Raw genomic sequence first — 25699 nt, forward strand, 5'->3', positions numbered from 1 at the left:
CGTCGGGAGAGAGAGACGGCATGGACCGCGGGACGGTCGGCAGCGCACAGTCTGGCCGGCTTCTGGTGGAGGTGCGGGAAGAGGGCTCTAGTGCCCAAGGGCCTGTGGCGCAGTCCGGTAGCGCACCTCGTTCGCATCGAGGGGGCCAGGGGTTCAAATCCCCTCAGGTCCACGCAGCTCAGAGCCCGGTCGGGAAACCGACCGGGCTCTGACGTGTGTTCAGGGCCTGATCGGTGAGCGAGGGGCGAGGGCGGCCCGCGCCGGGTGGCACGGGCCACAGTCGAGGCGGTCGCTGAGCCCCCGTCAGCCGGCGGACCGCAGGTCCTTGGCGAAGCAGCGGCTCTCGTCGTGGAAGCGGTAGTAGCCGAACTTGGCGCACGGCTCGTAGCCGCTGGACGTGTACAGGGCTATGGCCTCCGGCTGCTTGCTGCCGGTCTCCAGGACCATGCGGATGCGGCCCGCCGTGCGGGCGTCCTCCTCCAGGGCGGCCAGGATGCGGCGGGCGAGGCCCCGGCCGCGCATGCCGTCCGTCACGTACATGCGCTTGAGCTCGGCGTCGCCGTCGACGTTGCCCTCCTCGTTGGCGTCCTGGGCGCGCCAGCCGCCCGAGGCGACGGGGGTGCCGTCCTCGTCGTACGCGATCAGGTAGGTGCCGTTCGGCGGGTCGAAGTCGGCGGCGGCCATGGGCGTGGCGTCGCCGTCGTCGCCGTAGCGGACGGCGTACTCGGCCTGGACCTGGTCGTTCAGCTTCAAGGCGTCGGGGTGGTCGAAGGAGACCCGGCGTATGCGCATGGCCGCTACCGTATTCGATCCGGAACTGGACCTCGTCCAGTGTGCCGGTATCGTGCCGGGGTGCTCACTGTGACCTCTGTGAATGTGAACGGGCTGCGTGCCGCCGCGAAGAAGGGCTTCGTGGAGTGGCTCGCTAAGACCGAAGCCGATGTGCTGTGCCTCCAGGAGGTGCGGGCCGAGCCGGAGCAGCTGCCGGAGCACGTCCGTGCGCCCGAGGGATGGCATGTGGTGCACGCGCCGGCCGCCGCCAAGGGACGGGCCGGGGTGTCCCTGTACAGCCGCCGCGAGCCCGACCGGGTGCGGATCGGCTTCGGGTCGGAAGAGTTCGACGGCAGCGGGCGGTACGTGGAGGCGGATCTGCCGGGGGTCACCGTCGCCTCCCTCTACCTGCCCTCCGGCGAGGTCGGCACCGTGCGGCAGGACGAGAAGGAACGCTTCATGGGCGAGTTCCTCGCCTACCTCAAGGGGCTGCGGGAGCGTGCCGCCGCCGAGGGGCGCGAGGTGCTCGTCTGCGGCGACTGGAACATCGCCCACCAGCAGGCCGACCTGAAGAACTGGCGCGGCAACCAGAAGAGCTCCGGGTTCCTGCCGGAGGAGCGGGAGTGGCTGACCCGGGTCTTCGACCCGGCCGACGGCGGATACGTCGATGTCGTCCGGGCGCTGCATCCGGGGGTGGAGGGGCCGTACTCGTGGTGGTCGTATCGGGGGCGGGCTTTCGATCGGGATACGGGGTGGAGGATCGATCTCGCCGTCGCGACCCCAGGGCTCGCGGAGAGGGTTGTCAAGGCGTTTGTGGAGCGTGCCGCCAGCCATGACGAACGTTGGTCGGATCATGCTCCCGTGACGGCCGTTTTCGAGATGTGACTCGGGTGGGGGTGCGCCGAACCACGGCGCACCCCCGGCGCCGCGAGGCAGATCAGGGACGTGAGCCGATCGTGAAGGTCAGGCGGAGGTATCGGGACCGGTCAGTCGCTCCCGTCCGCCGCCCGACCGTCCCTTGGCGACTGTGACGCGAACGCGGTCCCTGAGGAGCTGCCCTCGAGTCACCTCACCGTCCGTGGCGAAAGCCTCGTGGTAGCGGTCGACGGTGTACTCGTCGAGCCAGCTGGCGCGGATAGCAGCGGGAGCGGAGCACGTCGCGCCGCGGGCAGAAGCGCGGCAGACGTAGTCGCCGTACGCATACGCCTTCCGAGTGGCGAAGTACATGCGGCCACCGCACACCCGGTGCAGTGCGCGACCCCGATGAGCAGCGACGTCTCGCGGCCCTTGGGATGGGTGCCGTTCGAGCGGGCATTGAGGGTGGCCTGGAGCGCCTGGAACTCCTCCTCGGTGAGTAGCGGGGGGCCGATCAGAACGGGTGAGCCCTCAGCGTCACGGACAGTCGCCCCCTTGTGTACCCGGTGACCCATGAGCGCAGGGGTGCGGAGGATCTTGCACAGACTGCCTGCTGTCCAGCGGAATCTCTCGAAGTCGCGTCCGTGGCGCCGCCCGCCCGTGGGACGTCCCTGTAGGTGGGCGTGACGGTCGCGCGGCACCATGACGCCTGCGGTTTCGAGTTTGTGAGCAATGGCCACGAGGGACAGTCCCGAGTGGACGTGGTCCACGATCGCGCGGACAACGGTCACGGTCTCCGGATCGGGAGCCAGGCACCACCCGGTGCCGGAGGGGTGCGGTGCCTTCTTGTACCCGAACGGCACCAGGCCGCCGCCGTATCGGCCCGTGGCGCGCAATACTTCGTGAGCACTTGTGAGACGAGCGGAGACAGCGCGAGTCTCCTGCTCTGCGGCGTAGGCCGGCCTCATGCAATGGCGGATCGCGTCGCTGTCGGCATGCGGTGTGATCACGAGCGGCTGACGTTCTTCGGGCATCCCGAAGATGAGCGTCTTGGAACGCTGTCGGCTCCACTCGATCAACTCGGACATGTGTGCCACCGAGCGTGCGGCGCGATCGACATGCGACCACACGATCGCTTCGTACTCCTCCGGGCGCCGCAGCCAGGCTGACAGCGACGGCCTCTCAAAGGGCGACATCGTGCGTGCTGACACTTCGAGATCGGATGCTTCGGCGATCAGCGTGAGGCCCAGGCGTTGGGCGCACAGCCGGATCGTGGTGCGCTGCCTGCCGGGTGACGTGGTCACTTCGGTCAGATAGCTGAGACGTAGGGCTCCCAGGGCTCGCGGGTGTTCGGCCGGAGTCGAGACCGGTTGTGATGGCTGAGGACTACGCTTTGGCACGTCGACGCTCCACTGTCGGAGTGCGAACACCGTTTCGTGGGCCTTTGCGCGGAACATGCCTCGATCGGGTGAATGACGGGGACGGTGAGAGCGGCTCATAGGTGCCGGACTCGGACGTCAGCCCTGGCGGGTCATCCTCCGGTCCAGCGCCAGCGACAGTTCCGCCTCCACCACGCTGCGGGCCAGGGGGCGTAGGCGGGGGAGGTCTTCGGGGGTGGCGTGGTCGAGGACCAGGTCGGTGAAGAGTTCGGCCAGGGCGTCGGCGTGGGTGCGGACCTGTTGGGCCGCGGCGAGGACCGCGGCGAGGGGGATGCCCTCGTGGACCAGGGCCGAGGAGACGTCGAGGAGGCGGCGGCTGATGTGGACGATCTCCTCGCCGTCGGTGCCGAGGTAGCCGAGGTCCATCGCGGCGGCGAGGTTCTCCGGGGTGGCCTCACCCGCGAAGTGGTCGGCGAGTTCCTCGGGGGTGAGGTGGACCGGCTCCTCCTCGGTGGGGCCGCCGACGCCGAGCAGGTCGCCGACGTCGCGGCCGTGGTCGAAGGCCTCGGCCAGTTCCGCGATGCCGCTGAGGGTGTGGCCGCGCTCCAGCAGGGCCGTGATCGTGCGCAGCCGGGCCAGGTGGTGGTCGTCGTACCAGGCGATGCGGCCCTCGCGGCGGGGTGGCGGGATCAGTTTGCGTTCGCGGTAGAAGCGCAGGGTGCGCACCGTGATCCCGGCGAGGCGGGCCAGCTCTTCCATGCGGTATTCACGCTTCTCGGCCACCTGGGCACCTTAAGGCGTACCAGGGGTAACTTTCCTGGCCCCGCCCCTACCCATCAGTACGTCGCTGCCCTACGCTCCCATTGCGCCAGTGTTCACTGGCATGGTTCTCGTGGTGTTTGGAGGTGTCGGCATGGGCGAGCGCGAACACGAGCATGTGCGGGTCGCGGTGGTCGGGTCCGGGTTCGGCGGGCTGGGGGCCGCCGTGCGGCTGCGCCGGGAGGGTGTCACCGACTTCGTCGTCCTGGAGCGGGCGAGCAGTGTCGGCGGCACCTGGCGGGACAACAGCTACCCGGGGTGTGCCTGTGACGTGCCGTCCCACCTGTACTCGTTCTCCTTCGCGCCCAACCCCGACTGGCCGCGCACCTTCTCGGGGCACGAGCACATCCGCGCCTATCTGGAGCATGTGACGGACGTGTTCCGGCTGCGGCCGCACATCCGCTTCGACTCCGAGGTGAAGCGGATGGCCTGGGACGGCGAGCGGCTGTGCTGGGACATCGAGACCAGCAGCGGGAGCCTGTCGGCGGACCTCGTCGTGTCGGCGACCGGCCCGCTGTCCGACCCGAAGGTGCCGGACATCCCCGGCCTGGAATCCTTCTCGGGCAAGGTGTTCCACTCCGCCCGCTGGGACCACGACGCCGACCTGCGCGGCAAGCGCGTCGCCATGGTGGGCACCGGCGCCTCGGCCATCCAGATCGTGCCGTCCATCCAGCCCGACGTCTCCCGGCTCACCCTCTTCCAGCGCACCCCGCCGTGGGTGATGCCCCGCATCGACCGGGCCATCAGCGGCGCCGAGCGGTGGGTCCACCGGCAGCTGCCCTTCACCTCGCAGGTCCGGCGCGGACTGCTGTGGGGCATCCGGGAGTTGCAGGTCCAGGCGTTCACCAAGCGCCCGAACGAGCTCGGTTTCGTCGAGCAGCTGGCCCGGCGCAACATGGCCCGCTCCATCAAGGACCCGGACCTGCGGGCGAAGCTCACCCCGGACTACCGCATCGGCTGCAAGCGGATCCTGCTGTCCAGCGCGTACTACCCGGCGATCGCGCAGCCCAACGTGGACGTCGTCGCCAGCGGCCTCGCCGAGGTGCGCGGCTCGACCCTGGTCGCCGCCGACGGCAGCGAGGCCGAGGTCGACGCGATCGTCTTCGGTACCGGCTTCCACGTCACCGACATGCCCATCGCCGAGCGGGTCGTGGGCGCCGACGGGCGGACCCTCGCCGAGTCCTGGAAGGGCGGCATGGAGGCCCTGCGCGGCGCCTCCGCGGCCGGCTTCCCCAACTGGATGACGGTGATCGGGCCCAACACCGGCCTCGGGAACTCCTCGATGATCCTCATGATCGAGTCCCAGCTGAACTACCTCGCCGACTACGTCCGTCAGCTCGACGTCCTCGGCGGCCGGGTCGCCCTCGACGCCCGCCCGGACGCCGTGCGCGCCTGGAACCACCGGGTGCAGGAGCGCATGAAGCGCACGGTGTGGAACACCGGCGGCTGCACCAGCTGGTACCTCGACGCGAGCGGCCGCAACACCACCATCTGGCCCGGCACGACCGGCGAGTTCCGGCGGGCTACGCGGCGCGTCGACCTCGCCGAGTACGACGTCCTGCGGGCTCCCGTGGCGAGGAAGGGCACCGCGCAGGAGAAGGCCGGGGTGGAAGCGTGAGCCGCCTCCTGCACGTCGACTCCGGGCCCTACGCCCCGCCCTCCCCGGCGCGTGAACTGACCGCCGTCTCCGCCGACGGCGCCCGGCTGCACGTGGAGGTGCACGGACCCGAGGGCGCCCCCGCCGTCGTCCTCGCCCACGGCTGGACCTGCTCCACCGCCTTCTGGGCGGCGCAGATCCGCGACCTGGCGGCCGACCACCGGGTCATCGCCTACGACCAGCGCGGCCACGGACGCAGCCCCGCGAGCCCCGCGTGCAGCGCCGACGCACTCGCCGACGATCTGGAAGCCGTCCTCGAAGCCACCCTCGAGCCCGGCGAAGAGGCCGTGATCGCCGGACATTCCATGGGCGGGATGACCATCATGGCGGCCTCCGGCAGAGCCGCCTTCCGGGCACACGCGGCCGCCGTCCTGCTGTGCAGCACGGGCAGTTCGGAGCTGGTCGCCGCCTCCACCGTCCTGCCCATGCGGGCGGGGCGGGTACGGACCTGGCTGACCCGGCGGATCCTCGGCTCCCGCGTCCCGCTCGGGCCGGTCACGCCGCTGGCCCGCCGGATCCTCAAGTACGGCACGTTGGGCCCCGGTTCGGCCCCGCACATGATCGAGGCGTGCGCCCGGATCGTGCACGCCTGCCCCCGCAAGGTCCGCCACTCCTGGTCGCAGGTGCTGGATCTGCTCGACCTCGACCACGGCGTGCGGGAGCTGGACGTCCCCGCGGCCGTGATCGTCGGTACGGCGGACCGGCTGACACCGCCGGTGCAGGCCCGGGCCCTGGCCGCGGCGCTGCCGCACTGCGCCGGGACCGTGGAACTGCCCGGCATCGGCCACATGACGCCCGTCGAGGCGCCCGAACTGGTCACCGGCACCATCCGGGACCTCGTCCACACACACATCCAGGTCGTATCCGAGGAGAGCGCATGAGCAGGGTGAGCCTCGAAGGCAAGGTCGCCGTCGTGACCGGGGCGGCGCGCGGCGTCGGGGAGTTGCTGGCCCGCAAGCTCTCCGCACGGGGCGTGAAGGTGGCGCTGGTCGGCCTGGAGCCGGACGCGCTCAAGCAGGTCTCCGGGCGGCTGCACAGCGACACCGACCACTGGCACGCCGACGTCACCGACCACGAGGCGATGGCCCGGGTCGCGGGCGAGGTCAAGGAGCGCTTCGGCCGGGCCGACATCGTCGTCGCCAACGCCGGTGTCGCCACCGGCGGTCCGTTCGCCGACTCCGATCCGGAGTCCTGGCGCCGGGTGATCGAGGTCAACCTGATCGGCTCGGCGGTGACCGGCCGCGCCTTCCTGCCGCTGCTGACGGAGAGCCGGGGCTATCTGCTGCAGATCGCCTCCCTCGCCGCGATCACCCCGGCGCCGATGATGACCGCGTACTGCGCGTCCAAGTCGGGCGTGGAGGCGTACGCGCACAGCCTGCGGGCCGAGGTCGGGCACCGGGGCGTGAAGGTGGGTGTCGGGTATCTGTCGTGGACCGACACCGACATGGTGCGCGGGGCCGATCAGGACGACGTCATGCGGGAGTTGAGGCAGCGGCTGCCCTGGCCGTCCAACAAGACGTATCCGCTGGGGCCTGCCGTGGACCGGCTGGTGGAGGGGATCGAGCGCCGGTCGAGCCATGTGTACGGGCAGTGGTGGCTGCGCGGCATGCAGGGCGTGCGCGGCTATCTGCCCGGGGTCATCGGGACGGTCGGCCAGCGCGAGATGCGGCGGTTCGCGGACCGGCTGACGGGCATGCGCACCGGCCTGGTCGGAGCCGGTGGAGCGGCCGACGAGCAGCAGCGGACTACGCTCCGTAAGTGATCGACGTGCGCAGCGTCACGGCCCGTGTGAATCTGATCGAGCCAGATCCCCTCACCCCCAACGGGAGTGAACCCACATGGGTATGAAGGACCAGTTCCAGGAGAAGTCCGAGCAGTGGCAGAACCAGGCTCGCCAGAAGGCGGACCAGGCTCGCGAGCAGGTGCAGGGCCGCGGTCGCCGGCGCGACGAGGAGATGGACCCCTCGCAGCCGCAGCGCGACCGTGAGCGCTCCGAGCCGCAGCGCGACCGTGAGCGTGAGCGTGACCAGGAGGACCGCTTCGACCAGGACTACGACGCCTGACGTTGCGTGCCGAAGGGAAGGGGCTCCCCTGAGCGGGGCGCCCCTTTCCCCTTGCGCCGCACAGACGTTCACGTCCTGGGCGGCAACTTCGGGCGGGAGCGGTCCGGTACGTCGCTGTAGGTCGGCGGTGTCGCGGGCGGGTTGCTCTCCAGCGGCCCGAGCGCAAGCTCCACCGCGACCGAGAGCCCGTCGACGTGCCGGGACGCGGCCACCTGGTAGGGGCGCCGCCCCGCCCGTGGTCCGCTCAGTCGTACGTCCAGCCGGCGCGGTACGGAGTCCGGGGACAGGTCGTCGACGATCCACAGGTCGCCCGCGCACTGGTAGACGATGCGGGTGCCGTCGCTGGCGGCGTGCCGGGCGTAGAAGGCGTCGTGGTCGGTGTGGCGGCGCAGGCCGGAGCCGTCGTGGGCGCAGGAGTAGAGGTTGGCGACGCCCTCGTGGTCGGAGAGGAACGCGATGCGGTCGCCGACGAACATGGGGGAGTGCAGGTGGCCGCCGAGGCCCTCCAGCAGCCGTTCGCCGTGCAGCCACAGCCTGCCCATGGCGCCGGTCACGTCCTCATGCTTTGCCGGGGGACGGACCTGGGCAAGTCAAGGCAAAACAACGGCCGTGACCCAGCACACGTACGAAACGGTTTCGTTTCCATGAGGGGCTGCGCTACCTTGGTGGCGTACGAAACCGTGTCGTTCGGAAGTAGGCAGGTGAGAGAGATGGCTGAGGTCGCCGCCGCGCGTCGCAGTCGGATCACCCCCGAGCGTGAGGCCGAGCTCTACGCGGCCGTGCTCGACCTGCTCCGGGAAGTCGGCTACGACGCCCTCACCATGGACGCCGTGGCAGCCCGCACCCGCTCCAGCAAGGCCACGCTCTACCGCCAGTGGGGCGGCAAGCCGGAGCTGGTGGCGAAGGCGATCCGGCACAACAAGCCGGGCAGCGTCGCCGACGTCGACACCGGGTCTCTGCGGGGCGACCTCCATGCCCTCACCTCGCGTGAGGACGACTGCTCCATGCAGCAGAACGCCGCGCTGATGCGGGGCCTGTTCATGGCGGTGCACGCCAACCCGGATCTTCTCCAGGCCTTCAAGGAACTGCTCATCGAGCCGGAGATGGAGGAGTTCCGACGGGTGGTGCAGCGGGCCGTCGACCGCGGCGAGACCCGCGCCGACTGCCCGGCACTGGACTTCGTCGTGCACATGCTCGTGGGTGCCTTCGCCACCCGCACGCTGATCGACGACCAGCCGCCGACACAGGCCTTCCTCACCTCGTACATCGACGCCGTGGTCCTCCCCGCCCTCGGCGTATCCACCACCGACTAGTCCCCAGCTAGCCCCTACCTGACGTCTCCGCTCACGTCGTCGGGCTGATCACCCCTGCCCTGAACACCCCACGACTGACCGGGAGGGCCCTCGTGGCCACATTCCTCTACAAACTCGGCCGGCTCTCGTTCCGGCGGCGGCACCTCGTCGCCCTGATATGGGTGGCCCTGCTGACCCTCGCCGGTGTCGGCGCGGCCAGTGCCCCCGCCGCGGGCAACAGCTCGTTCTCCATCCCCGGCACCGAGGCGCAGAAGGCCTTCGACCTGCTGGAGCAGCGCTTCCCGGGCACCAGCGCCGACGGGGCCACCGCACGCGTCGTCTTCAAGGCGCCGAGCGGCGAGAAGATGACCGACCCCGGCAACAAGGCGACGGTCCAGGACACGGTGAAGGAGCTGTCCGACGGCTCCGAGGTCGTCCGCGTCACCGACCCGTACCAGGCGAAGGCCGTCAGCAAGGACGGCACGATCGCGTACGCGCAGGTGTCGTACAAGGTCTCCGGCATGGAGCTGGACGACGCCGCGAAGGACGCCCTCAAGGACAGCGCACAGGACGCGCGGAAGGCCGGGCTGACCGTCGAGATCGGCGGCGACGCCCTCCAGGCCGTGCCGCACACCGGCTCCAGCGAGGTCATCGGCATCGCGGTCGCCGCGGTCGTCCTGGTCATCACCTTCGGCTCGCTGGTCGCGGCCGGTCTGCCGCTGCTGACGGCGCTCATCGGCGTGGGTATCGGCGTCTCCGCGATCACGGGCCTGGCCAGTGCGCTGGACCTGGGCTCGACCACCTCCACCCTCGCGATGATGATCGGCCTGGCCGTCGGCATCGACTACGCGCTGTTCATCGTCTCCCGCTACCGCGCCGAACTGGCCGAGGGCCGTGAGCGCGAGGAGGCGGCGGGCCGGGCCGTCGGCACGGCGGGCTCCGCGGTGGTCTTCGCGGGTCTGACCGTGGTGATCGCCCTGGTGGGCCTGTCCGTCGTCAACATCCCGATGCTCACGAAGATGGGCATCGCGGCGGCGGGCACGGTGGCCATCGCGGTGCTGATCGCCCTGACGATGATCCCGGCCCTGCTCGGCTACGCGGGCCGCAAGGTGAGGCCGATGGGGGAGAAGGGCAAGCTCCTCGGCCGGTCGAAGGCACAGGACAAGGCGGCCGAGCCGGCCAGGTCCGCCAAGCCGAACCTGGGCACCCGCTGGGCGAGCTTCGTCGTCCGCCGCCCGCTCGCGGTCCTGCTCCTCGGCGTCATCGGCCTCGGCGCGGCGGCCGTCCCGGCGGCCTCCCTCGAACTGGGCCTGCCCGACGACGGCTCCCAGCCCACCTCCACCACCCAGCGCCGCGCCTACGACCTGCTGTCCGAGGGCTTCGGGCCGGGCTTCAACGGCCCGCTGATGGTCGTCGTCGACGCCAAGGACAGCGACGACCCGAAGGCGGTCTTCACCGAGACCGGCGACGAGATCAAGGGCCTGAAGGACGTCGTCACGGTCACACCGGCGCAGCCCAACAAGGCCGGCGACACCGCCACCATCACCGTCATCCCCGGCTCCCAGCCGTCCTCCGTCACCACGGAGAACTTGGTGCACGGCATCCGGGACGCGGGCGCGGACATCAAGGCCGACACGGACGCCAACGTCCTGGTCACCGGCAGCACGGCGATGAACATCGACGTCAGCGACAAGCTCAACGACGCGCTGGTGCCGTATCTGGTGCTGGTCGTCGGCCTGGCCTTCCTGCTGCTGATCGTGGTCTTCCGCTCGATCCTGGTCCCGCTGAAGGCGGCCCTCGGCTTCCTGCTGTCGGTGATGGCGGCCCTCGGCGCGGTCGTCGCGGTCTTCCAGTGGGGCTGGCTGTCCGGCCTGATGGGCGTCGAGCAGACCGGGCCCGTCATGTCGATGATGCCGATCTTCATGGTCGGTGTGGTCTTCGGCCTGGCGATGGACTACGAGGTGTTCCTCGTGACCCGGATGCGGGAGGCCTACGTCCACGGTGAGAAGCCCGCGCAGGCCGTGGTCACCGGGTTCCGGCACGGCGCGCGGGTCGTCACCGCCGCCGCGGTCATCATGATGGCGGTCTTCGCCGGCTTCATCGGCTCGTCCGAGTCGATGGTCAAGATGATCGGCTTCGGCCTCGCGATCGCGGTCTTCTTCGACGCGTTCATCGTCCGCATGGCCATCGTCCCGGCCGTCCTGGCCCTCCTCGGCCGCAAGGCCTGGTGGCTCCCGAAGTGGCTCGACCGCGCGCTGCCCAACGTCGACGTGGAGGGCGAGGGCCTGCGCGCCGCCTCCGGCGACGACGGAGACAGGGAACTGGTCCGCGTCTGACAGCTCGCGAGAGACCGGCCGGTGAGGGCACCGTGGGGACGGAGCGCCCTCACCGGCCTTTCACCCGGGCACGTCGACTTCGGCCCACACCGTCTTGCGCGGGTGCGGACCCGGTGTCACCCCCCAGCGGCCGGCGAGGGCGGCCACGACGAGGAGGCCCCGGCCGCTGGTGGCGTCCGGGGCCGGCCGCGTGAGGCGGGGGAGCCGGTCGCCGCGCGTGTCCGTGACCTCGATACGGAGGGTGCCGCCGACGACGTAGAGCGTCAGCCGGAAGTCCCGGCCGGGTACGCGCCCGTGGGTGGCCGCGTTGGTCGCGAGCTCGGCGACGATCTGCTCGGCAGGGCTCAAGGGCAGTCCCCACGCGCGGAGTTGCTCCGTGGCGAGGAGACGGGCGAGCCGGGCTCCCCGGGGCGTGGGGGAGAGCAGCAGGCTGAGGTTGCGGATGGTGGTCTCCTGGTCCATGTGACTCAGCGTGGCGGAGTCCGCGCACAGTGACCGGCGACAGCGGGTGTGCGTATCACTACTGTCCGGCGTTTGTCTCGTGCTGTCTCGGCTGTCCCGGGCGTTGTACGGGTACGGCTGCGCGATGGAGGTGGGGCATGAACGAGGCTGTGGACGAGGCCGGCTGGGACGTCGAGCCGGGCGACGAGATCGAGCCGCTGGTCCAAGCGGTGGGCAAGCTGCTGAAGGTATGCCGGGAGGCGGCGGGCCTGCGGGTCGCCGAGCTGGGCGAGGTGCTCGGCTACGGCGAGGACATGATCCGCAAGATGGAGCGCGGGGCGCGGATTCCCCGGCCGGAGTACTTGGACAGGGCGGACCAGGTACTGAACGCCCAGGGGCATCTGAGGGCGTTCATGAAGGACATGGAGAGGGCTCGGTATCCGAAGAGGGCTCGAGAACTGGCGCAGTTGGAGGAGAGGGCGGTTGAGATGCTGCTCTACACCACGCATCACGTCCACGGTCTGTTGCAGACGCCCGAGTACGCGGAGGTGATGTTCGAGAACCGACTCCCCGCGCTCTCGCGAGACGTGGTGGAACGCGCAGTCGCAGCACGAATGGCTCGAAAATCCGTGTTCGATCGGGACCCTGCTCCGGCTTTGAGTTTCGTCCAGGAACAGGTGACGCTGGAACGCCCTCTCGGAGGCAAGATGGTGTTGCGCCGACAACTCGAACACCTGCTGGAGGTAGGAGAGTTGCGGACCATCTCGCTCCAAGTGATGCCGACTGATCGTGAGGAGCATGCCGGTATGCACGGGCTGATCGAAGTGCTGAGGTTCTCGGACGGCACGGGGGTCGGGCGTTCTGACGGTGCGTTCAACGGCCGTCCCGTCTCAAGCCCTCGGGACCTCAGGGTTCTTGAACTGCGCTATGGGATGATCCGGGCGCAGGCTCTCTCTCCGAGGGAGTCGCTGGCCTTCATTGAGCAAGCGCTGGGGAGACTATGAGCGCCACGGAACTCCATTGGGTCAAGAGCAGCTACAGCAGCGGACCTGACCCCGGTGACTGCGTAGAGGTCGCCCACACCCCCGCCACGATCCACATCCGCGACTCCAAGACCCCGGGCACTCCCCACGTCACGGTCGCCTCCACCGCGTGGGCGTCGTTTCTGACGTACGTCACCGAGTGACGGCCGGGGCCGCCCGTCTTCGCTGACGACGAGCGGCCCTGGCCGTGGTTCCTAGGCTGCCTGCGGGTGGAGGACCACCTTGGTGTAGCCCTCGACGCGCTTGTCGAACTTCTCGTAGGCCGACGAAGCCTGGTCGAGCGGCAGTTCGTGCGAGACGACGAAGCTGGGCTTCGCGCGATCCTCGATGATCATGTCCCGCAGGTGGCGGTTGTACCGCTTGACGTTGCACTGCCCGGTGCCCATGCGGAGCCCCTTCTCGAAGAGGCGTCCGACGGCGACCATCAGCATGCCCTTCTTGGACTGCTCGTCCGGGCCGCCCGGGTCGCTCGGGACGTACAGGCCGGGCACTCCGAGTGCGCCCGTCGGCCGGACCGTGTCGACCAGGGAGTTCAGCACGATCGCCGGTTCCTCACGGTCCTCGCCCTGCGCCTGGGCCTGGTAGCCCACGGCGTCGACGCCCTTGTCGGTCCCTTCGCCGCCGGTCTGCTCCTTGATCTGCTCGGCCGGGCTGCCCTGGGTGAAGTCGATCGGGATCGCGCCGATCTCCCGGGCCTTCTGGAGGCGTTCCGCCACCCGGTCGACCACGAACACCTTGCTCGCACCGCGCAGCATCGCGGAGTAGGCGGCCATCAGCCCGACCGGACCGGCGCCGTACACGGCGACCGAGTCACCGGGGCGCACGTCGGCCAGTTCGTTGCCGTGGTAGCCCGTCGGGAAGATGTCCGCGAGCAGGACGAAATCGGTCTCCTTCTCGGTGCCCTCCGGGAGCTTGAGGCAGTTGAAGTCGGCGTACGGGACCCGTACGTACTCCGCCTGGCCTCCGGTGTAGGGCCCCATGGCGACGTAGCCGTAGGCGCCGCCGGCGAAGCCCGGGTTCACCGTGAGGCAGAAGCCCGTGAAGCCCGCCGAACAGTTCTTGCAGAACCCGCAGGCCACATTGAACGGCATGACCACACGGTCGCCCTTGCTGAGGGTGGTGACCCCCTCTCCTGTGTCCTCGATCACCCCGAGGTTCTCGTGGCCGAACACGATGCCCGGCTCCGCGGCCGTGCGGCCCTCGTACATGTGCAGGTCGGAGCCGCAGATGGCCGTTGACGTCACCCGGACGAGCACATCGTTCGGGTGCTGAATGCGTGGATCCTCCACTTGCTCGATCGCTACCTCGAAGGGCCCCTTGTATACGACAGCCCTCATAGTCAAGCACCTCCGTCTGTGCCGTAGCTCATATACCAGGCTGGTGCATGATGAGATGATTTGCACCCAGAAGAGAAAGGAAGCAGGGCATTGTCGCGTCGTATCGGCACTCTCCTCGTGGCGGTCTCCGGACTGTCCGGCACCACCTACCCGGTCGGGACCCGCGTGGCCATCCAGGGCAACGGCGGATCCGTCGACGGCTTCGTCGACGGCGACTGGCTGCCGCTCGCCTGGTGGGAGTTCGCGGACGTCCGGCAGGAGGACACCACCAGCTGAAACGGCCTCGCGTGTCCCGTACACGGACCGCTAGCGTGCAGGGCATGACGACGACAGCCGCCACTGACGCCGAAGGTTCCGGAGCCCATCCCCGTTTCGCCGAGGCCCTGCGGGAGCTCGGGCTCGGACATCTCGTGGAGCAGGTCCGCCGGTTTCCGGACGCCACCCGTACCGCTGCCGAGGCCGCTGCCGCGGTCGGGTGCGAGCTGAGCCAGATCTGCAAGTCGCTGATCTTCGCCGCATGGGGGTCCCCCCTGCTCGAGCGAAGTCGAGAGCTTGGGGGAGGCGTTCCGGTGCTGGTGCTCATGGACGGAGCCTCCCGGGTCGACCTGGAGCTCGTCCGCAAGGAACTCGGCGCCGACAAGGTCACCCGGGCCAAGGTGGACGTCGTCCGGGAGACCACCGGGTACGCCATCGGCGGCGTGCCGCCCTTCGGGCACAAGACCAGGACCCGCGTGCTCGCCGACCGCTCGCTGCTGGAGCACGACGTCGTCTGGGCCGCGGCCGGGACGCCGTACGCCGTGTTCCCCATCGCCCCCGAAGACCTCGTCGCCCACGCCGACGGCACCCTGGTGGACGTGCGCGAGCACACCCCGTGACCCCTCTGGTCACCGCCGCCGTCCTGCTCGCCGCCGTCACCCACGCCAGCTGGAACGCCATCGCCCACAAGATCACCGACAAGCTGGCCGGGTTCGCGCTGATCTCGGGCGGCGGCGCCCTGATCGGGCTGGCCCTGGCACCCTTCGTGGCGTTCCCGGCGGCCGCGGCCTGGCCGTATCTGCTCGCCTCCGCCGCCGTCCACATCGCCTACTACGCCCTGCTGATGAAGTCCTTCCGGCTGGGCGACTTCGGACAGGCCTACCCCATCGCCCGGGGCACCGCGCCCCTCGTCGTGACGGCGCTCGCCGCCCTCTTCGCACACGAGGTGCCCGACGGGTGGGCCGCCGCCGGGATCGCCCTGTCGTGCGCGGGGCTGACCGGCGTCGCCCTGTGGGGACTGCGCGGGCGGCGGCCCGACTGGGCGGCGATCGGCGCGGCCCTGGCGACCGGGCTGACCATAGCGGTGTACACCGTCGTCGACGGGCTGGGCGTGCGGGCCTCCGGGTCCTCCCTCGGGTACATCGCCTGGCTGATGTCGGTCCAGGGGGTCGTCATCCCGGCGTACGCCGCGTGGCACTGGCGCGGGAGGACCCTCGCCCTGCTGCGGCCGTTCGCCGGGGTCGGGCTGCTCGGCGCGGCGCTGTCCGTCGCCGCCTACGCCCTCGTGCTGTGGGCGCAGACCAGGGCCGAACTCGCCCCCATCGCGGCCCTGCGCGAGTCGTCGATCATCGTCGGCGCGGCGATCGGGGCCGTGTTCTTCAAGGAGCGGTTCGGGGCGCCGAGGATCGCGGCGGCCGGGCTGCTGGTCGTCGGGATCGGGCTGATGCTGCACGCCGGATAGGGGCCCGTCGGGCGGGTGCGTCCGGCCCGTGCGAGGAGCACCCTGGAACTAAGCGTTCCGGAGGTGATCGTCATGATGCACACCACCGTGGGGTGGCACGTCGAGATGGAGTTCACGGAGGACGAACAGCACACGAAGGCGGCCGCGATGGTCCGCCTTCCCGACGGCAGCGAGGTGCGGGCGCACGGGCACGCCAGCCGGCACCGGACCGACCCGAATCAGCCGCGGGTCGGGGAGGAGATCGCCGGGGCCCGGGCGCTCAACGAACTCGCCATGGCGTTGCTGACCAAGGCCCATGAGGAGATCGACCAGGCGTCCGGCCGGACCTCTCACCCCATCCACGTCTAGCGGCCTCAGGGCCCATCGGGCCCGCACGCGTCACAGAGGCCCTACAGCTCCAGCACGCCCCGCACCGCCCGCACCAGCCCCTGCGCCCGTGGGTCCGCCGTCACCGTCTTGCGGAAGCCGTTGGTGACGTAGCCGAAGGCGATCCCCGTCTCCGGGTCGGCGAAGCCGAGGGCGCCGCCGCGGCCCGGATGGCCGAAGGAGCCCGGGGTGAGGAGCGGCGAGGCGCTGCCGTGCAGCATGTAGCCGAGGCCGAAGCGGGTGCCGACCACCAGGATCCGGTCGGGGCCCGCCGACTCCTCGGCCCGGGCCAGTTCCACCGTCTCCGGCGTGAAGAGGCGCGCGGCGCCGGCCGTGTCGCCGATCAGGGTCGCGTAGAAGCGGGCCAGTCCGTCCGCCGTCGCCATGGCGTTCGTCGCCGGGAGGGCGGACGCGCGGTAGGCGGGGTCGTTCTGGTCCGGGAACGGGGAGATCGCGGCGAACGCCCGGCGCGTCAGGGAGGCCGGGTCCTCGTAGGCCTCGGTGACCGAGCGCTTCGGGCGGGCCCGCAGACCCCCGGTCGGCTCGGCCCCCTCGACGCGGCCCACGCGCCCGACCCGGCCGGCCTCCGACTCCGGCAGGCCCAGCCAGAGGTCCACGCCCAGCGGGCCGGTGACCTGCGAGGCCAGCCACTCCCCGGTGCCCTGCCCGGTGACGCGCCGCACCAGTTCGTCGAGCAGCCAGCCGTAGGTGAGCGCGTGGTAGCCGTGGTCGGTGCCGGGCTCCCAGGCCGGGGCCTGCGCCGCGACCGCCGCCGGGCCCCGCAACGGGTCGAGGGCCTCCTGCGGGGTGAGCGGCCGGTCGAGGACCGGCAGCCCGGCCCGGTGGTTCAGCACGTGCCGGACCAGCACCCGCTCCTTGCCCTGCGCCTTGAACTCCGGCCAGTAGTGCCCCACCGGCGCGTCCAGGTCCAGCTGCCCGCGCTGGTGCAGCAGCAGGAGCACGGCCGCCGCGACCCCCTTCGTCGCCGAGCGCACGACCTGGGCGGTGCCGCGCTCCCAGGGAGTCGTACCGTCGACGTCCCTGGTGCCGCCCCACAGGTCGACGACCTTCTGCCCGTACCGGTAGACGGCGACCGCCGCGCCCCGGTCCCCGAGCGTTACGAAGTTCCGTACGAACGCTTCCCTGACCGGCTCGAAGCCCTCGGCGACCGTGCCGTTCACGTCCACGTCCGTACTCCTCGTATAGCAGCTGTGCTCGTATAGCAGCTGTGCTCGTGTAGCAGCTGTGCTCGTGTAGCAGCTGTGCTCGTGGTGCTCCCCCGAGTGCCTGCCGCGGCACTAGCCAAGCAGGATGGTCACGTCGATGTTCCCGCGGGTCGCGTTGGAGTACGGGCAGATCTCGTGGGCCGCGTCCACCAGCCTGGTCGCGAGGTCCGGGTCGACGACCGGCAGGGAGACGCTGAGGGCGACCGCGAGACCGTAGCCGCGCTGCCGGTTGGGGCCGATGCCGACCTTCGCGGCGACCGTGGAGCCGGCCAGGTCGTAGCCCTCGCGGTTGCCCACGAGGATCAGGGCGTTGTGGAAGCAGGCGCTGTAGCCGGCCGCGAAGAGCTGTTCCGGGTTGGTGCCGTTGCCCTCGCCGCCGAGCTGCGGGGGCATCGCGACCTTGAGGTCGAGGTGACCGTCCTGGCTGGTGACGTAACCCTCGCGACCGCCGTGGGCGGTGGCCTCCGCCACGTACATGATCTTCGTCGGGCGGGTGTCGACGGCGGGGCCGTCAGTCATGCTGTCCTCCCCCGGGAACCAGGTGTGCACAAACACATCGTGCACAAGGTACTGGCTGGTAACTCGTGGGCCGTTACCAGGGGGTGGGCAACCGGGGGTAACCCTCAGCGCGCCCGGTCCGCCGCCGACTCCGCCCGCTCGGCCAGCCGCCACAGCTCCCCACGCAGCCGCCCGGCCTCCGCCGCGTCGAGCCCCGTCGCCGTGAGCAGCGCGCCGGGCACCCGCCCCGCGCGCTCCCGGAGTGCCTCCCCGCGCCCCGTCACGGCCACGAGCACCGACCGCTCGTCCCGCGCCGACCGCTCACGCCGGACCAGACCGGCCGCCTCCAGCCGCTTCAGCAGCGGCGAGACCGTGCCGTAGTCGAGACGCAGGGCCGCGGCCAGCTCCTTGACGGTGGTCTCGCCGCGCTCCCACAGGACCAGCAGGACGAGGTACTGGGGATAGGTGAGGCCCAGCTCGTCGAGGAGCGGGCGGTACGCCGCCGTCACCGCGCGCTGGGCGGCGTACAGCGCGAAGCACAGCTGCTCGTCCAGCAGCGGCGATCCGTCGCTCTCCTCGTTCGTCACGCGCCCATTGTCACGGACGGGCCGCAGCCGCCGGGACGGAACGCGGATCGAAACCGAACGGCAGCTCCAGACGGTGGGCCCGCATCAGCTCCTCGTCGGAGAGCAGCTCGCCGGTCGGCCCGTCGGCCGCGATCACCCCGTCGCTGAGGATCAGGGAGCGCGGGCACAGCTCCAGCGCGTAGGGCAGGTCGTGCGTGACCATCAGCACGGTCACGTCCAGGGAGCGCAGGATGTCCGCCAGTTCGCGGCGGGAGGCGGGGTCGAGGTTGGAGGAGGGCTCGTCCAGGACGAGGATCTCCGGCTCCATCGCCAGCACGGTCGCCACGGCCACCCTGCGGCGCTGCCCGAAGGACAGGTGGTGCGGCGGGCGGTCCTTGAACTCCGCCATGCCGACCCGCTCCAGCGCCCGGTCCACGCGCTCCTCCAGCTCGGGCCCCTTCAGCCCGGCCGCTGCGGGCCCGAACGCCACGTCCTCGCGGACCGTCGGCATGAACAGCTGGTCGTCCGGGTCCTGGAACACGATGCCGACCCGGCGCCGGACCTCGGCCATGGTCCGCTTGTCCACGGGCAGCCCGGCGACCCGCACCGTGCCGGCGCCGCCGGTCAGGATGCCGTTGAGGTGCAGCACGAGGGTCGTCTTGCCGGCGCCGTTCGGCCCGAGCAGCGCGACCCGCTCCCCCCGCGCGACCGAGAAGTCGACGCCGAAGAGGGCCTGGTGTCCGTCGGGGTAGGCGAAGGCGAGGCCGGAGACCTCCAGAGAAGCAGTCACAGGGACCATCCCAGCAGACAGACGAGCAGAGCGGCGCAGGGGAGGGCGAGGGCGTACGACCACTGCGCCCGGGACGCGGTCACCTCGTCGATGACGGGCATGGAACCGGCGTAGCCGCGGCTGACCATGGCCAGGTGCACCCGCTCGCCGCGCTCGTAGGAGCGGATGAACAGCGCGCCCGCCGACTTGGCGAGCACGCCCCAGTGCTTGACGCCCTTGGCCTCGAAGCCGCGCGACTCCCGGGCGATCCGCATGCGCCGCATCTCGTCGGTGATGACGTCGCCGTAGCGGATCATGAAGGACGCGATCTGCACGAGGAGCGGCGGGAGCCTGAGGCGCTGCAGGCCGAGGAGCAGTTCGCGCAGCTCGGTCGTGGCGGCCAGCAGCACCGAGGCCGCGACGCCGAGCGTGCCCTTGGCGAGTACGTTCCAGGCGCCCCACAGGCCGTTCACGCTCAGGGACAGGCCGAGCACGTCGACCCGCTCGCCCTCCGCCACGAACGGCATGAGTACCGCGAACGCGACGAACGGCACCTCGATCAGCAGCCGCCGGAGCAGGAAGACGGCGGGCACGCGCGCGACGTACGCGACGGCCCCGAGCAGCACGGCGTACAGCCCGAACGCCCACATCGCCTCGCGCGGCGTCGACACCACGACCACCACGAAGGCGAACACGGCCGCGAGCTTGGTGTGCGGCGGCAGGCCGTGCACGGGCGAGTGCCCGTGCCGGTACAGCTTGTGCGCGTGCCCGGCCCCCATGTCACACGCTCGTCATGCTGGTGGTGTCCGACGGGGAGGCGTCGTCCGTACGGCGGCGGCGCACGGCCCAGAACACGCCGGTGCCCGCGACGACCGTGACGCCCACGCCGATGACGCCCGCGAGCCCTCCGGACAGGCGGGCGTCGGCGACGTCCTTGACGCCGTAGTCGGCGAGCGGGGAGTCGGCGACCGCGTGCTCCTCGGCCTTCTTGTCGATGCCGTGGTCGGTGGCGACCTTCTCCAGGCCGTCGGGGTCGGCGGAGGCGTAGAAGCTGACGAATCCGGCCAGGAGCAGGGAGGTGACCAGGCCGGCGGCCCACACCTTGCGGTGCGAGGTCCGGGCGGCCACCGGCGCGGGCTCGGGCTCGGCCCCGGGAGCGTCGACCAGCTCGCCGTTGACCCGCAGCTTGAGCTTCTGCGTCAGCCCGCGCGCCCCGTACACCAGGTCCGGGCGTACGGCGATGACCGCGCCGACGGTGAGGGCGGTGATCACCGCCTCTCCGATGCCGATGAGGACGTGCACGCCGATCATGGCGGTGGCGACCTTGCCGAGGGAGACGTCGGTGGTGCCGCCGATCGCGTACATCAGCGTGAAGGCCAGCGCGGCGGCCGGGACGGAGACCAGGGCCGCGACGAACGAGGCCACCGTGACCGACCTGCGGGTGCGGGGCAGCACCTTCACCAGGCCGCGGAAGAGGGCGTAGGCGACGACCGTCGTGACGATCGCCATGTTGGTGATGTTGACGCCGAGCGCGGTCAGGCCGCCGTCCGCGAACAGGATGCCCTGCATCAGCAGGACGACGGAGACGCACAACACCCCGGTGTAGGGGCCGACGAGTATCGCCGCCAGCGCGCCGCCGAGCAGATGGCCGCTGGTGCCCGCCGCGACGGGGAAGTTCAGCATCTGCACGGCGAAGATGAACGCCGCGACGAGTCCGGCCAGCGGCGCCGTGCGCTCGTCGAGTTCGCGGCGTGCGCCGCGCAGGCTCACGGCGACGGCGCCCGCGGCGATCACACCGGTGGCGGCTGAGGTGGGCGCGTTGATGAATCCGTCAGGTACATGCACCGTTCGATGATGTGGCTTGATGCGAATGGTTTGCAAGAGCGTGATGCTCGTTTTATCTCACCCGTGATATATGCGCCCCGAAAGGCGTATTGCGGAAAATATGGGACATTGGAGAAGGAGTGGACGGAGAGTTTCCACTCGGATTGCGCACGGGGAAGGGGCTGTCCGATGTCCGTAGTCGAGCAGTACGCACGAGCCCACATCGTCTCCGACGCGGCCGTGCCGCTCGTCGACGAGCTGGACGCGGTTCCGGTCACCCTGCGGTACGACCCCGACCACGATCCCCGTTCGGTACGGATGACCCTGCCCGGCAGCGGGGGACATGAGTGGATCTTCGGCCGCGATCTGCTGGAGGAGGGGCTGCGGGCCCCCACCGGGAGCGGCGAGGTGCGGGTGTGGCCGTGCGGCCGGGTGCAGGTCGTCGTCGAGTTCCACTCCGCGCACGGCGTGTCCGTGGTGCAGTTCGAGCGGCAGGCGCTGCTGCGTTTCCTGCGGCGGACGTACATGGCCGCCGCGGAACCCGTGACGCACTGATCCCCCGCCCTGCCGCGCCCTCTGCCGAGGTGTTCAGCCGCCCATCTTCAGCAGCGCCGCCACGATCGGGCCGGCCGTCGAGCCGCCGTGCCCGCCCTGCTGGACGACGCCCGCGGCGGCCAGGTCGCCCCGGTAGGCCGTGAACCAGCCGTTCGGCTTCTTCTGCCCGTCGACCTCTGCGGACCCGGTCTTCGCGCCGGCATCGCCGCCGACCCCGGCCATCGCCTCCGCGGCCGTGCCGTACGCGGCCGTGTACGACATCAGCTCACGCAGCTGGGACAGGGTGCTCGCCGGCATCGTGCGCGAGGCCTTCGCCAGCTTGCGTCCGTCCACGTCCGGGGAGACCAGATAGGGCTGGTGGAAGGTGCCGGACTTGACGGTCGCCGACACCGACGCCATGTTCAGCGGGTTCATGCGGACCCCGCCCTGTCCGATCAGGGAGGCCCCCATCTGGGCCGCCGACTGCACCGGCACCGCGCCGTCGAAGCTCGGCACACCGATCGCCCAGTTGTTCAGCCCCAGGCCGTAGACCTGCTGGGCCTCCTTGGTCAGGTCGTCTTCCTTCAGCTTCGGCGCCTGGCTGATGAAGGCCGTGTTGCAGGAGCGGGCGAAGCTCGCCTTGAAGGTGCCGTTCTTGATCTGGAACTTGTCGTCGTTCTGGAACTTCCAGTGGCCGTACGTGAAGTACTTCGGGCACGGGTGCTTCTTGTCCGCCGAGGCCAGGCCCTTCTCCAGCAACAGCGACGAGGTGATGACCTTCATCGTGGAGCCGGGGGCCAGGGAGCCCTGGAACGCGGTGTTGAAGCCGGGGGAGGCGTTGGCGGCGGCCAGGATCTCGCCGGTCGACACCCGCAGCAGGACCACCGACGACCTGGCCTTCTTCGCCACCTGCTGCTCGGCCGCCGCCTGCAGGGCCGGGTCCAGCGTGGTCTTCACCGTGCCCGGTGTGCCCTCGCTCAGCTCCAGCAGGGTCTTGTCGGAGAGGTCCTTCGCCTTGGCGGCCTTGCCGCGCACGACCCGGAGCTCGATACCGGCCTTGCCGCCCGCCTTCTTGCCGTACTTCTCGCGCAGTCCGTCCAGGATCGGGCCGATGGAGGCGTACGTGGCCTTCGTCAGCTCGCCGCCGTCCCGGTCGAGGGCCTTGACCGGGGGCGTGCCCGCCTCGCCGGTGACCAGCTCGTCGCCGTCCTTCAGGTCCGGGTGGACGACGGCGGAGTGCCAGTCGACCAGGGGCTTTCCGTCGGAGGTGCGGCGCATGACGGTCAGTGCGCTGTCGTACGTCAGTGGCTTGTCGGTGCCCTTGTAGGACACCGTGCCCTTGACGGAGAACGGCACCTTGTCGCCGGTGGGCCTGCCCGGTGTGAGGGTGACGTCCTTGATGTGGGCGTCCTTGGTGTAGCCGGTGAGCAGCGGCCGGGCCGCGGAGGGGTCGTCGGTGACCGCGGCGGCCTGGGGGACCTTTCCGGACTGCCAGGCGGTGAGGAAGGCGCGGGCGGTGGTGGTGACTTCGGCCCGCGACAGCGGGCCGGTCTTCACCTTGGCCTTCTGGTCCGCCGCCCGCGTCCCGTCGTCGGCGGCTGCGCCGCCGCCGAACAGTGTGTAGGCCCCGGCCCCGGCGCCCACGGCGACCACGGCGATCATCCCGCCGATCACGGCGGGTCTCGTCTTCCGCCGCTCGGCGACGCGCCTTCTGTTGCCCACTGCTGTTCGTTCCTCCGCGAATCCCCAGGGTCCCCGTTGCCCTCAACCGTCCCAACGACGGCCACCACCCTAGAGTCCCGGCCCTCGAAGGTGAGATCAGCCACTGGTTCGTAGCACGGCTGCGACAATCGGCCCGGCCGCGTCGCCGCCGTGGCCGCCCTCCTCGGTCATGGCCGCCGCGGCGATGTCGCCCCGGAACCCGGTGAACCAGCTGTTGGACTTGGCGTTGCCGTCGACCTCGGCGGAACCGGTCTTGGCGCCGATGTCGCCGCCGAGCCCGGCCATGGCCCCCATGGCGGTGCCCTGTGTGGCGGTGAGCCGCATCATCTGCTTGAGCTGGGCCGCGGTGCTCGACCGCAGGCCCCGGGCCCGGGCCAGCTCCCGGCCGTCCAACTCCGGCGAGACCAGGTAGGGCTGGCGGAAGGCGCCGGTGATCGCGGTCGCGGTGACCGAGGCCATGTTCAGCGGGCTCATCTGGACCTGGCCCTGCCCGATGGCACCCGCCGCCCGGTCCGGCCCGTCGACCGTGGGGACGCTGCCGTCGAACGACACGATGCCGGTCTTCCAGTTGTCCTGCCCCAGACCGAAGCGCTCCTCGGCCTCCTGGGTCAGTGAGGCGTCCGTGAGCGGCTTCTCGTCGATGAGCTTGATGAAGGCCGTGTTGCAGGACCGCATGAAGCTGTTCGCGAGCGTGGCGGACTCGTTGGCCTTCATGTTCGTGAGGTTCTTGAAGGTCTGGCTCTGCCACACGGCGGTGTCGGGGCAGGGGGCCGGGCCGTTCATCGAGGTCACGCCGTTGTCGATGAGCATCGCGGCCGTGATGATCTTCATGGTGGAGCCGGGTGCGGCCTGGCCCTCGAAGGCGGCGTTGAAGCCGTCCGTGCGGTTGTTCGCCACGGCCAGCACCTCGCCGGTGCTGGGCTTGACGGCCACCACCGACGACTGGGCGAACCGCTTGACCGCCTTCTCGGCCGCCGCCTGCGCGCTCGGGCCGATCGTGGTGGTGAGCTTGCCCGACTTGCCCTTGGCGAGGGTGAGCAGCGTGGTGTCGGGAGCGCCGTCGCCCTCGTGCCGGATGACCAGCTCGATGCCCGGGCTGCCGCCGGCCTTCTCGCCGTACTTGTCGCGCAGGGCGTCCAGGACCGGGCCGAGGGAGGGGTACTTCTCCTTCGTCAGCTCGGTGCCGTCGCGGCCCACGGCCTCGATGGGCGGAGTGGCCGACTGCTCGGTGACGAGGGTGTCGTCCTTCTTCAGGCCGGGGTGCACGACGGACGGCTGCCAGTCGACCAGCGCCCGCCCCGTGGTCAGCCCACGCACGACCTTCAGCTCGCTCTTGTAGCCGAGCGGCTCGGACTTGCCCTCGTAGGACACCTTCGCCTTCACCGTGTACGGCACGGTGGTGCCCCGGGCCGCGCCGGGCGTGATCTTCACGTCGGTGATGTGAGCGTCGTCGGCGAAGGCGCCGAGCAGCTGCTCGGCGGCCGCGTCGTTGTTCGTGTACGACGCCGCCTTCGCGGTCGCTCCCGTCTGCCAGGCCGCGAAGAACTTGGCCGTGGTCTCCTCGACCTCGTCCTTGCCGGGCGGCCCCGTCCTCTTCTCGGAGGCGACCCCGCCGGTGCCGCCCCCGTCACCGTTCAGCGCGTTCACGACGTTGTAGGCGCCGTACCCGGCCCCACCCACCATCACCGCGAACACCCCGCCTATGACGGCGGCTTTGACCCCCTTGCCCATGGAACGGCCCCTCCCCGTTGAGCCCCACGCGCCCCTTTGAACGCGTTCAGAAAGCTCGATCCCGGGGGCACTCTATGCGTAAGCGGTTACTGCCGGGACGGGAGTTTCGATTTTTGACCGAACAGGGATCACGCCCGGAGGTGGGCCCGGGCCCTGAGCGCGCTCGCGTCCATGGCTGACAACGACTGCTGTGGATCAAGGAATTGCCGGGCTCGCAGGAGCCATAGCGGGCGGATTGATCGGCATCGTCGGCACCCTCGGCGCCGCCCGGGTGACAGGGCGAGCGCAGGAGCAGACCCAGCGCGCACACTGGCGGCGCCAGGTCCGGCGCGACGCCTACAGCCAGTTCATCAGCAAAGCCTCCCAGGCCATCGCCGTGGCGGAGGCGGCGCACCAGGCCGGCCGGGACGAAACGCCTGAGGCCGCCGAGTCCTACAAGATGCTCGTGAAGGCTCAAGCGGCCCTGGAGGAGGTGTATGTCATGGTGCAGCTCGAGGGGCCCGAGAAGGCGGCCGAGGCGGCAGATGAAGCCCACGGTGAGGTTCTGGGCTGGAAGATCAATATCGGCTGGCGGCTCGAGGAAAGCCCTCGCGTCGGTCGCGACCGGGCTCTGCGCGAGGCCGCCGGTGCGAGCCTGCTGGCGGTCGACCGACTCCACGACTTCACGGAAGTCTGCCGGGAGTTGCTGGACGAGGATGAGAAACCGGGCCGTCCGAGGAGGCCCGGCGCCGGCCGCTGACGGCCGGAAACGAC

The 25699-nt window shown here is 70.6% G+C and carries 28 protein-coding genes, 1 tRNA gene and 2 pseudogenes; 16 read left to right on the plus strand and 15 right to left on the minus strand.

Annotated features, from left to right (window positions below):
* Positions 1–98: 98 nt before the first annotated feature.
* Positions 99–172 (plus strand) — tRNA-Ala (locus tag ABZ281_RS03905).
* 131 nt (positions 173–303) lie between these two features.
* On the opposite strand, the gene ABZ281_RS03910 is transcribed toward ABZ281_RS03905, so the two are convergent.
* Entirely contained in the window at positions 304–792 is a 489-nt protein-coding gene (locus ABZ281_RS03910) for a GNAT family N-acetyltransferase (RefSeq protein WP_356651795.1), read from the minus strand.
* Between the two features lie 39 nt (positions 793–831).
* Between ABZ281_RS03910 and ABZ281_RS03915 the strand changes: the two genes are divergently transcribed.
* The gene (locus ABZ281_RS03915) at positions 832–1656 is read left to right on the plus strand and encodes an exodeoxyribonuclease III (protein WP_356651797.1); all 825 of its coding nucleotides are present in this window, start codon (positions 832–834) and stop codon (positions 1654–1656) included.
* A gap of 78 nt (positions 1657–1734) precedes the next feature.
* Here the strand turns inward: ABZ281_RS03915 and ABZ281_RS03920 are convergent, their stop codons facing one another.
* The 3 genes and pseudogenes from ABZ281_RS03920 to ABZ281_RS03930 form a co-directional block, all read right to left on the minus strand.
* Entirely contained in the window at positions 1735–1998 is a 264-nt protein-coding gene (locus ABZ281_RS03920) for a hypothetical protein (protein ID WP_356651799.1), read from the minus strand.
* A 143-nt stretch (positions 1999–2141) separates the two neighbouring features.
* A pseudogene (locus ABZ281_RS03925) lies at positions 2142–3125 on the minus strand (recombinase family protein); the annotation flags it as partial.
* A gap of 18 nt (positions 3126–3143) precedes the next feature.
* Positions 3144–3764 carry a MerR family transcriptional regulator gene (locus tag ABZ281_RS03930; RefSeq protein WP_356651849.1) on the minus strand — a complete coding sequence of 207 codons (621 nt, stop codon included), beginning with the start codon at positions 3762–3764 and terminating at the stop codon, positions 3144–3146.
* Positions 3765–3918: 154 nt separating this feature from the next.
* Between ABZ281_RS03930 and ABZ281_RS03935 the strand changes: the two genes are divergently transcribed.
* The 4 genes from ABZ281_RS03935 to ABZ281_RS03950 all read left to right on the plus strand — a co-directional run bounded on the left by ABZ281_RS03935 (position 3919) and on the right by ABZ281_RS03950 (position 7544).
* Positions 3919–5442 (plus strand): NAD(P)/FAD-dependent oxidoreductase, encoded by a 1524-nt coding sequence (locus tag ABZ281_RS03935; protein ID WP_356651801.1) that lies wholly within the window; start codon positions 3919–3921, stop codon positions 5440–5442.
* Complete coding sequence (locus ABZ281_RS03940; protein ID WP_356651803.1) at positions 5439–6362, plus strand: alpha/beta hydrolase; 924 nt, start codon at positions 5439–5441, stop codon at positions 6360–6362. Before ABZ281_RS03935 ends, ABZ281_RS03940 begins: the two co-directional genes overlap by 4 nt.
* Positions 6359–7243: an SDR family oxidoreductase gene (locus ABZ281_RS03945; protein WP_356651805.1), complete on the plus strand. Its 885-nt coding sequence runs from the start codon at positions 6359–6361 to the stop codon at positions 7241–7243. The genes ABZ281_RS03940 and ABZ281_RS03945 overlap by 4 nt, the downstream gene beginning before the upstream one ends.
* Positions 7244–7319: 76 nt before the next feature.
* A complete protein-coding gene (locus tag ABZ281_RS03950; RefSeq protein WP_356651807.1) occupies positions 7320–7544 on the plus strand; it encodes a hypothetical protein in 225 nt (74 codons plus the stop codon).
* A gap of 176 nt (positions 7545–7720) precedes the next feature.
* Here ABZ281_RS03950 and ABZ281_RS03955 read toward each other — a convergent pair.
* Positions 7721–8092: pseudogene (locus ABZ281_RS03955) on the minus strand (peptidase S41); the annotation flags it as partial.
* A gap of 162 nt (positions 8093–8254) precedes the next feature.
* On the opposite strand from ABZ281_RS03955, the gene ABZ281_RS03960 reads away from it, so the two are divergent.
* On the plus strand, positions 8255–8857 hold the full coding sequence (locus tag ABZ281_RS03960) for a TetR/AcrR family transcriptional regulator (protein WP_356651809.1): 603 nt from the start codon (positions 8255–8257) through the stop codon (positions 8855–8857).
* Between the two features lie 92 nt (positions 8858–8949).
* Positions 8950–11172 (plus strand): MMPL family transporter, encoded by a 2223-nt coding sequence (locus ABZ281_RS03965; RefSeq protein WP_356651811.1) that lies wholly within the window; start codon positions 8950–8952, stop codon positions 11170–11172.
* A gap of 60 nt (positions 11173–11232) precedes the next feature.
* On the opposite strand, the gene ABZ281_RS03970 is transcribed toward ABZ281_RS03965, so the two are convergent.
* Positions 11233–11634, minus strand: coding sequence for an ATP-binding protein (locus ABZ281_RS03970; RefSeq protein ID WP_356651813.1), 402 nt, complete (start codon positions 11632–11634; stop codon positions 11233–11235).
* 137 nt (positions 11635–11771) lie between these two features.
* Between ABZ281_RS03970 and ABZ281_RS03975 the strand changes: the two genes are divergently transcribed.
* Both ABZ281_RS03975 and ABZ281_RS03980 read left to right on the plus strand, forming a co-directional pair.
* Positions 11772–12617 (plus strand): helix-turn-helix transcriptional regulator, encoded by an 846-nt coding sequence (locus ABZ281_RS03975; protein WP_356651815.1) that lies wholly within the window; start codon positions 11772–11774, stop codon positions 12615–12617.
* Positions 12614–12799 carry a DUF397 domain-containing protein gene (locus tag ABZ281_RS03980; RefSeq protein ID WP_356651817.1) on the plus strand — a complete coding sequence of 62 codons (186 nt, stop codon included), beginning with the start codon at positions 12614–12616 and terminating at the stop codon, positions 12797–12799. Before ABZ281_RS03975 ends, ABZ281_RS03980 begins: the two co-directional genes overlap by 4 nt.
* 51 nt (positions 12800–12850) lie before the next feature.
* On the opposite strand, the gene ABZ281_RS03985 is transcribed toward ABZ281_RS03980, so the two are convergent.
* Positions 12851–13993 carry a glutathione-independent formaldehyde dehydrogenase gene (locus ABZ281_RS03985; RefSeq protein WP_356651819.1) on the minus strand — a complete coding sequence of 381 codons (1143 nt, stop codon included), beginning with the start codon at positions 13991–13993 and terminating at the stop codon, positions 12851–12853.
* A gap of 90 nt (positions 13994–14083) precedes the next feature.
* Between ABZ281_RS03985 and ABZ281_RS03990 the strand changes: the two genes are divergently transcribed.
* The 4 genes from ABZ281_RS03990 (at position 14084) to ABZ281_RS04005 (ending at position 16058) form a co-directional block, all read left to right on the plus strand.
* The gene (locus ABZ281_RS03990) at positions 14084–14269 is read left to right on the plus strand and encodes a hypothetical protein (protein ID WP_356651821.1); all 186 of its coding nucleotides are present in this window, start codon (positions 14084–14086) and stop codon (positions 14267–14269) included.
* A 44-nt stretch (positions 14270–14313) separates the two neighbouring features.
* Positions 14314–14868 carry a YbaK/EbsC family protein gene (locus ABZ281_RS03995; protein ID WP_356651823.1) on the plus strand — a complete coding sequence of 185 codons (555 nt, stop codon included), beginning with the start codon at positions 14314–14316 and terminating at the stop codon, positions 14866–14868.
* Entirely contained in the window at positions 14865–15710 is an 846-nt protein-coding gene (locus tag ABZ281_RS04000; RefSeq protein ID WP_356651826.1) for a DMT family transporter, read from the plus strand. Before ABZ281_RS03995 ends, ABZ281_RS04000 begins: the two co-directional genes overlap by 4 nt.
* 72 nt (positions 15711–15782) lie before the next feature.
* Positions 15783–16058, plus strand: coding sequence for a DUF1876 domain-containing protein (locus tag ABZ281_RS04005; protein ID WP_356651828.1), 276 nt, complete (start codon positions 15783–15785; stop codon positions 16056–16058).
* A 41-nt stretch (positions 16059–16099) separates the two neighbouring features.
* On the opposite strand, the gene ABZ281_RS04010 is transcribed toward ABZ281_RS04005, so the two are convergent.
* The 6 genes from ABZ281_RS04010 to ABZ281_RS04035 all read right to left on the minus strand — a co-directional run bounded on the left by ABZ281_RS04010 (position 16100) and on the right by ABZ281_RS04035 (position 20980).
* Positions 16100–17263, minus strand: coding sequence for a serine hydrolase domain-containing protein (locus ABZ281_RS04010; protein ID WP_356651830.1), 1164 nt, complete (start codon positions 17261–17263; stop codon positions 16100–16102).
* A 111-nt stretch (positions 17264–17374) separates the two neighbouring features.
* A complete protein-coding gene (locus ABZ281_RS04015) occupies positions 17375–17821 on the minus strand; it encodes an organic hydroperoxide resistance protein (RefSeq protein WP_356651832.1) in 447 nt (148 codons plus the stop codon).
* Between the two features lie 104 nt (positions 17822–17925).
* Entirely contained in the window at positions 17926–18387 is a 462-nt protein-coding gene (locus ABZ281_RS04020) for a MarR family transcriptional regulator (RefSeq protein ID WP_356651834.1), read from the minus strand.
* A gap of 10 nt (positions 18388–18397) precedes the next feature.
* Complete coding sequence (locus tag ABZ281_RS04025) at positions 18398–19165, minus strand: ABC transporter ATP-binding protein (protein WP_356651836.1); 768 nt, start codon at positions 19163–19165, stop codon at positions 18398–18400.
* Positions 19153–19914 (minus strand): cobalt ECF transporter T component CbiQ, encoded by a 762-nt coding sequence (gene cbiQ, locus ABZ281_RS04030; protein ID WP_356651838.1) that lies wholly within the window; start codon positions 19912–19914, stop codon positions 19153–19155. The genes ABZ281_RS04025 and cbiQ overlap by 13 nt, the downstream gene beginning before the upstream one ends.
* Before the next feature lies 1 nt (position 19915).
* Positions 19916–20980 carry an energy-coupling factor ABC transporter permease gene (locus tag ABZ281_RS04035; RefSeq protein ID WP_356651840.1) on the minus strand — a complete coding sequence of 355 codons (1065 nt, stop codon included), beginning with the start codon at positions 20978–20980 and terminating at the stop codon, positions 19916–19918.
* 168 nt (positions 20981–21148) lie between these two features.
* Between ABZ281_RS04035 and ABZ281_RS04040 the strand changes: the two genes are divergently transcribed.
* On the plus strand, positions 21149–21514 hold the full coding sequence (locus ABZ281_RS04040; protein WP_356651842.1) for an SsgA family sporulation/cell division regulator: 366 nt from the start codon (positions 21149–21151) through the stop codon (positions 21512–21514).
* Between the two features lie 33 nt (positions 21515–21547).
* On the opposite strand, the gene ABZ281_RS04045 is transcribed toward ABZ281_RS04040, so the two are convergent.
* On the minus strand, positions 21548–23215 hold the full coding sequence (locus tag ABZ281_RS04045) for a penicillin-binding transpeptidase domain-containing protein (protein WP_356651843.1): 1668 nt from the start codon (positions 23213–23215) through the stop codon (positions 21548–21550).
* 96 nt (positions 23216–23311) lie between these two features.
* The gene (locus ABZ281_RS04050) at positions 23312–24946 is read right to left on the minus strand and encodes a penicillin-binding transpeptidase domain-containing protein (RefSeq protein WP_356651845.1); all 1635 of its coding nucleotides are present in this window, start codon (positions 24944–24946) and stop codon (positions 23312–23314) included.
* 235 nt (positions 24947–25181) lie between these two features.
* Between ABZ281_RS04050 and ABZ281_RS04055 the strand changes: the two genes are divergently transcribed.
* The gene (locus ABZ281_RS04055; protein WP_356651847.1) at positions 25182–25685 is read left to right on the plus strand and encodes a hypothetical protein; all 504 of its coding nucleotides are present in this window, start codon (positions 25182–25184) and stop codon (positions 25683–25685) included.
* The last annotated feature ends 14 nt before the right edge of the window (positions 25686–25699 follow it).

It is taken from the genome of Streptomyces sp. NPDC006265 (genome assembly GCF_040613555.1).
Lineage (GTDB): Bacteria > Actinomycetota > Actinomycetes > Streptomycetales > Streptomycetaceae > Streptomyces.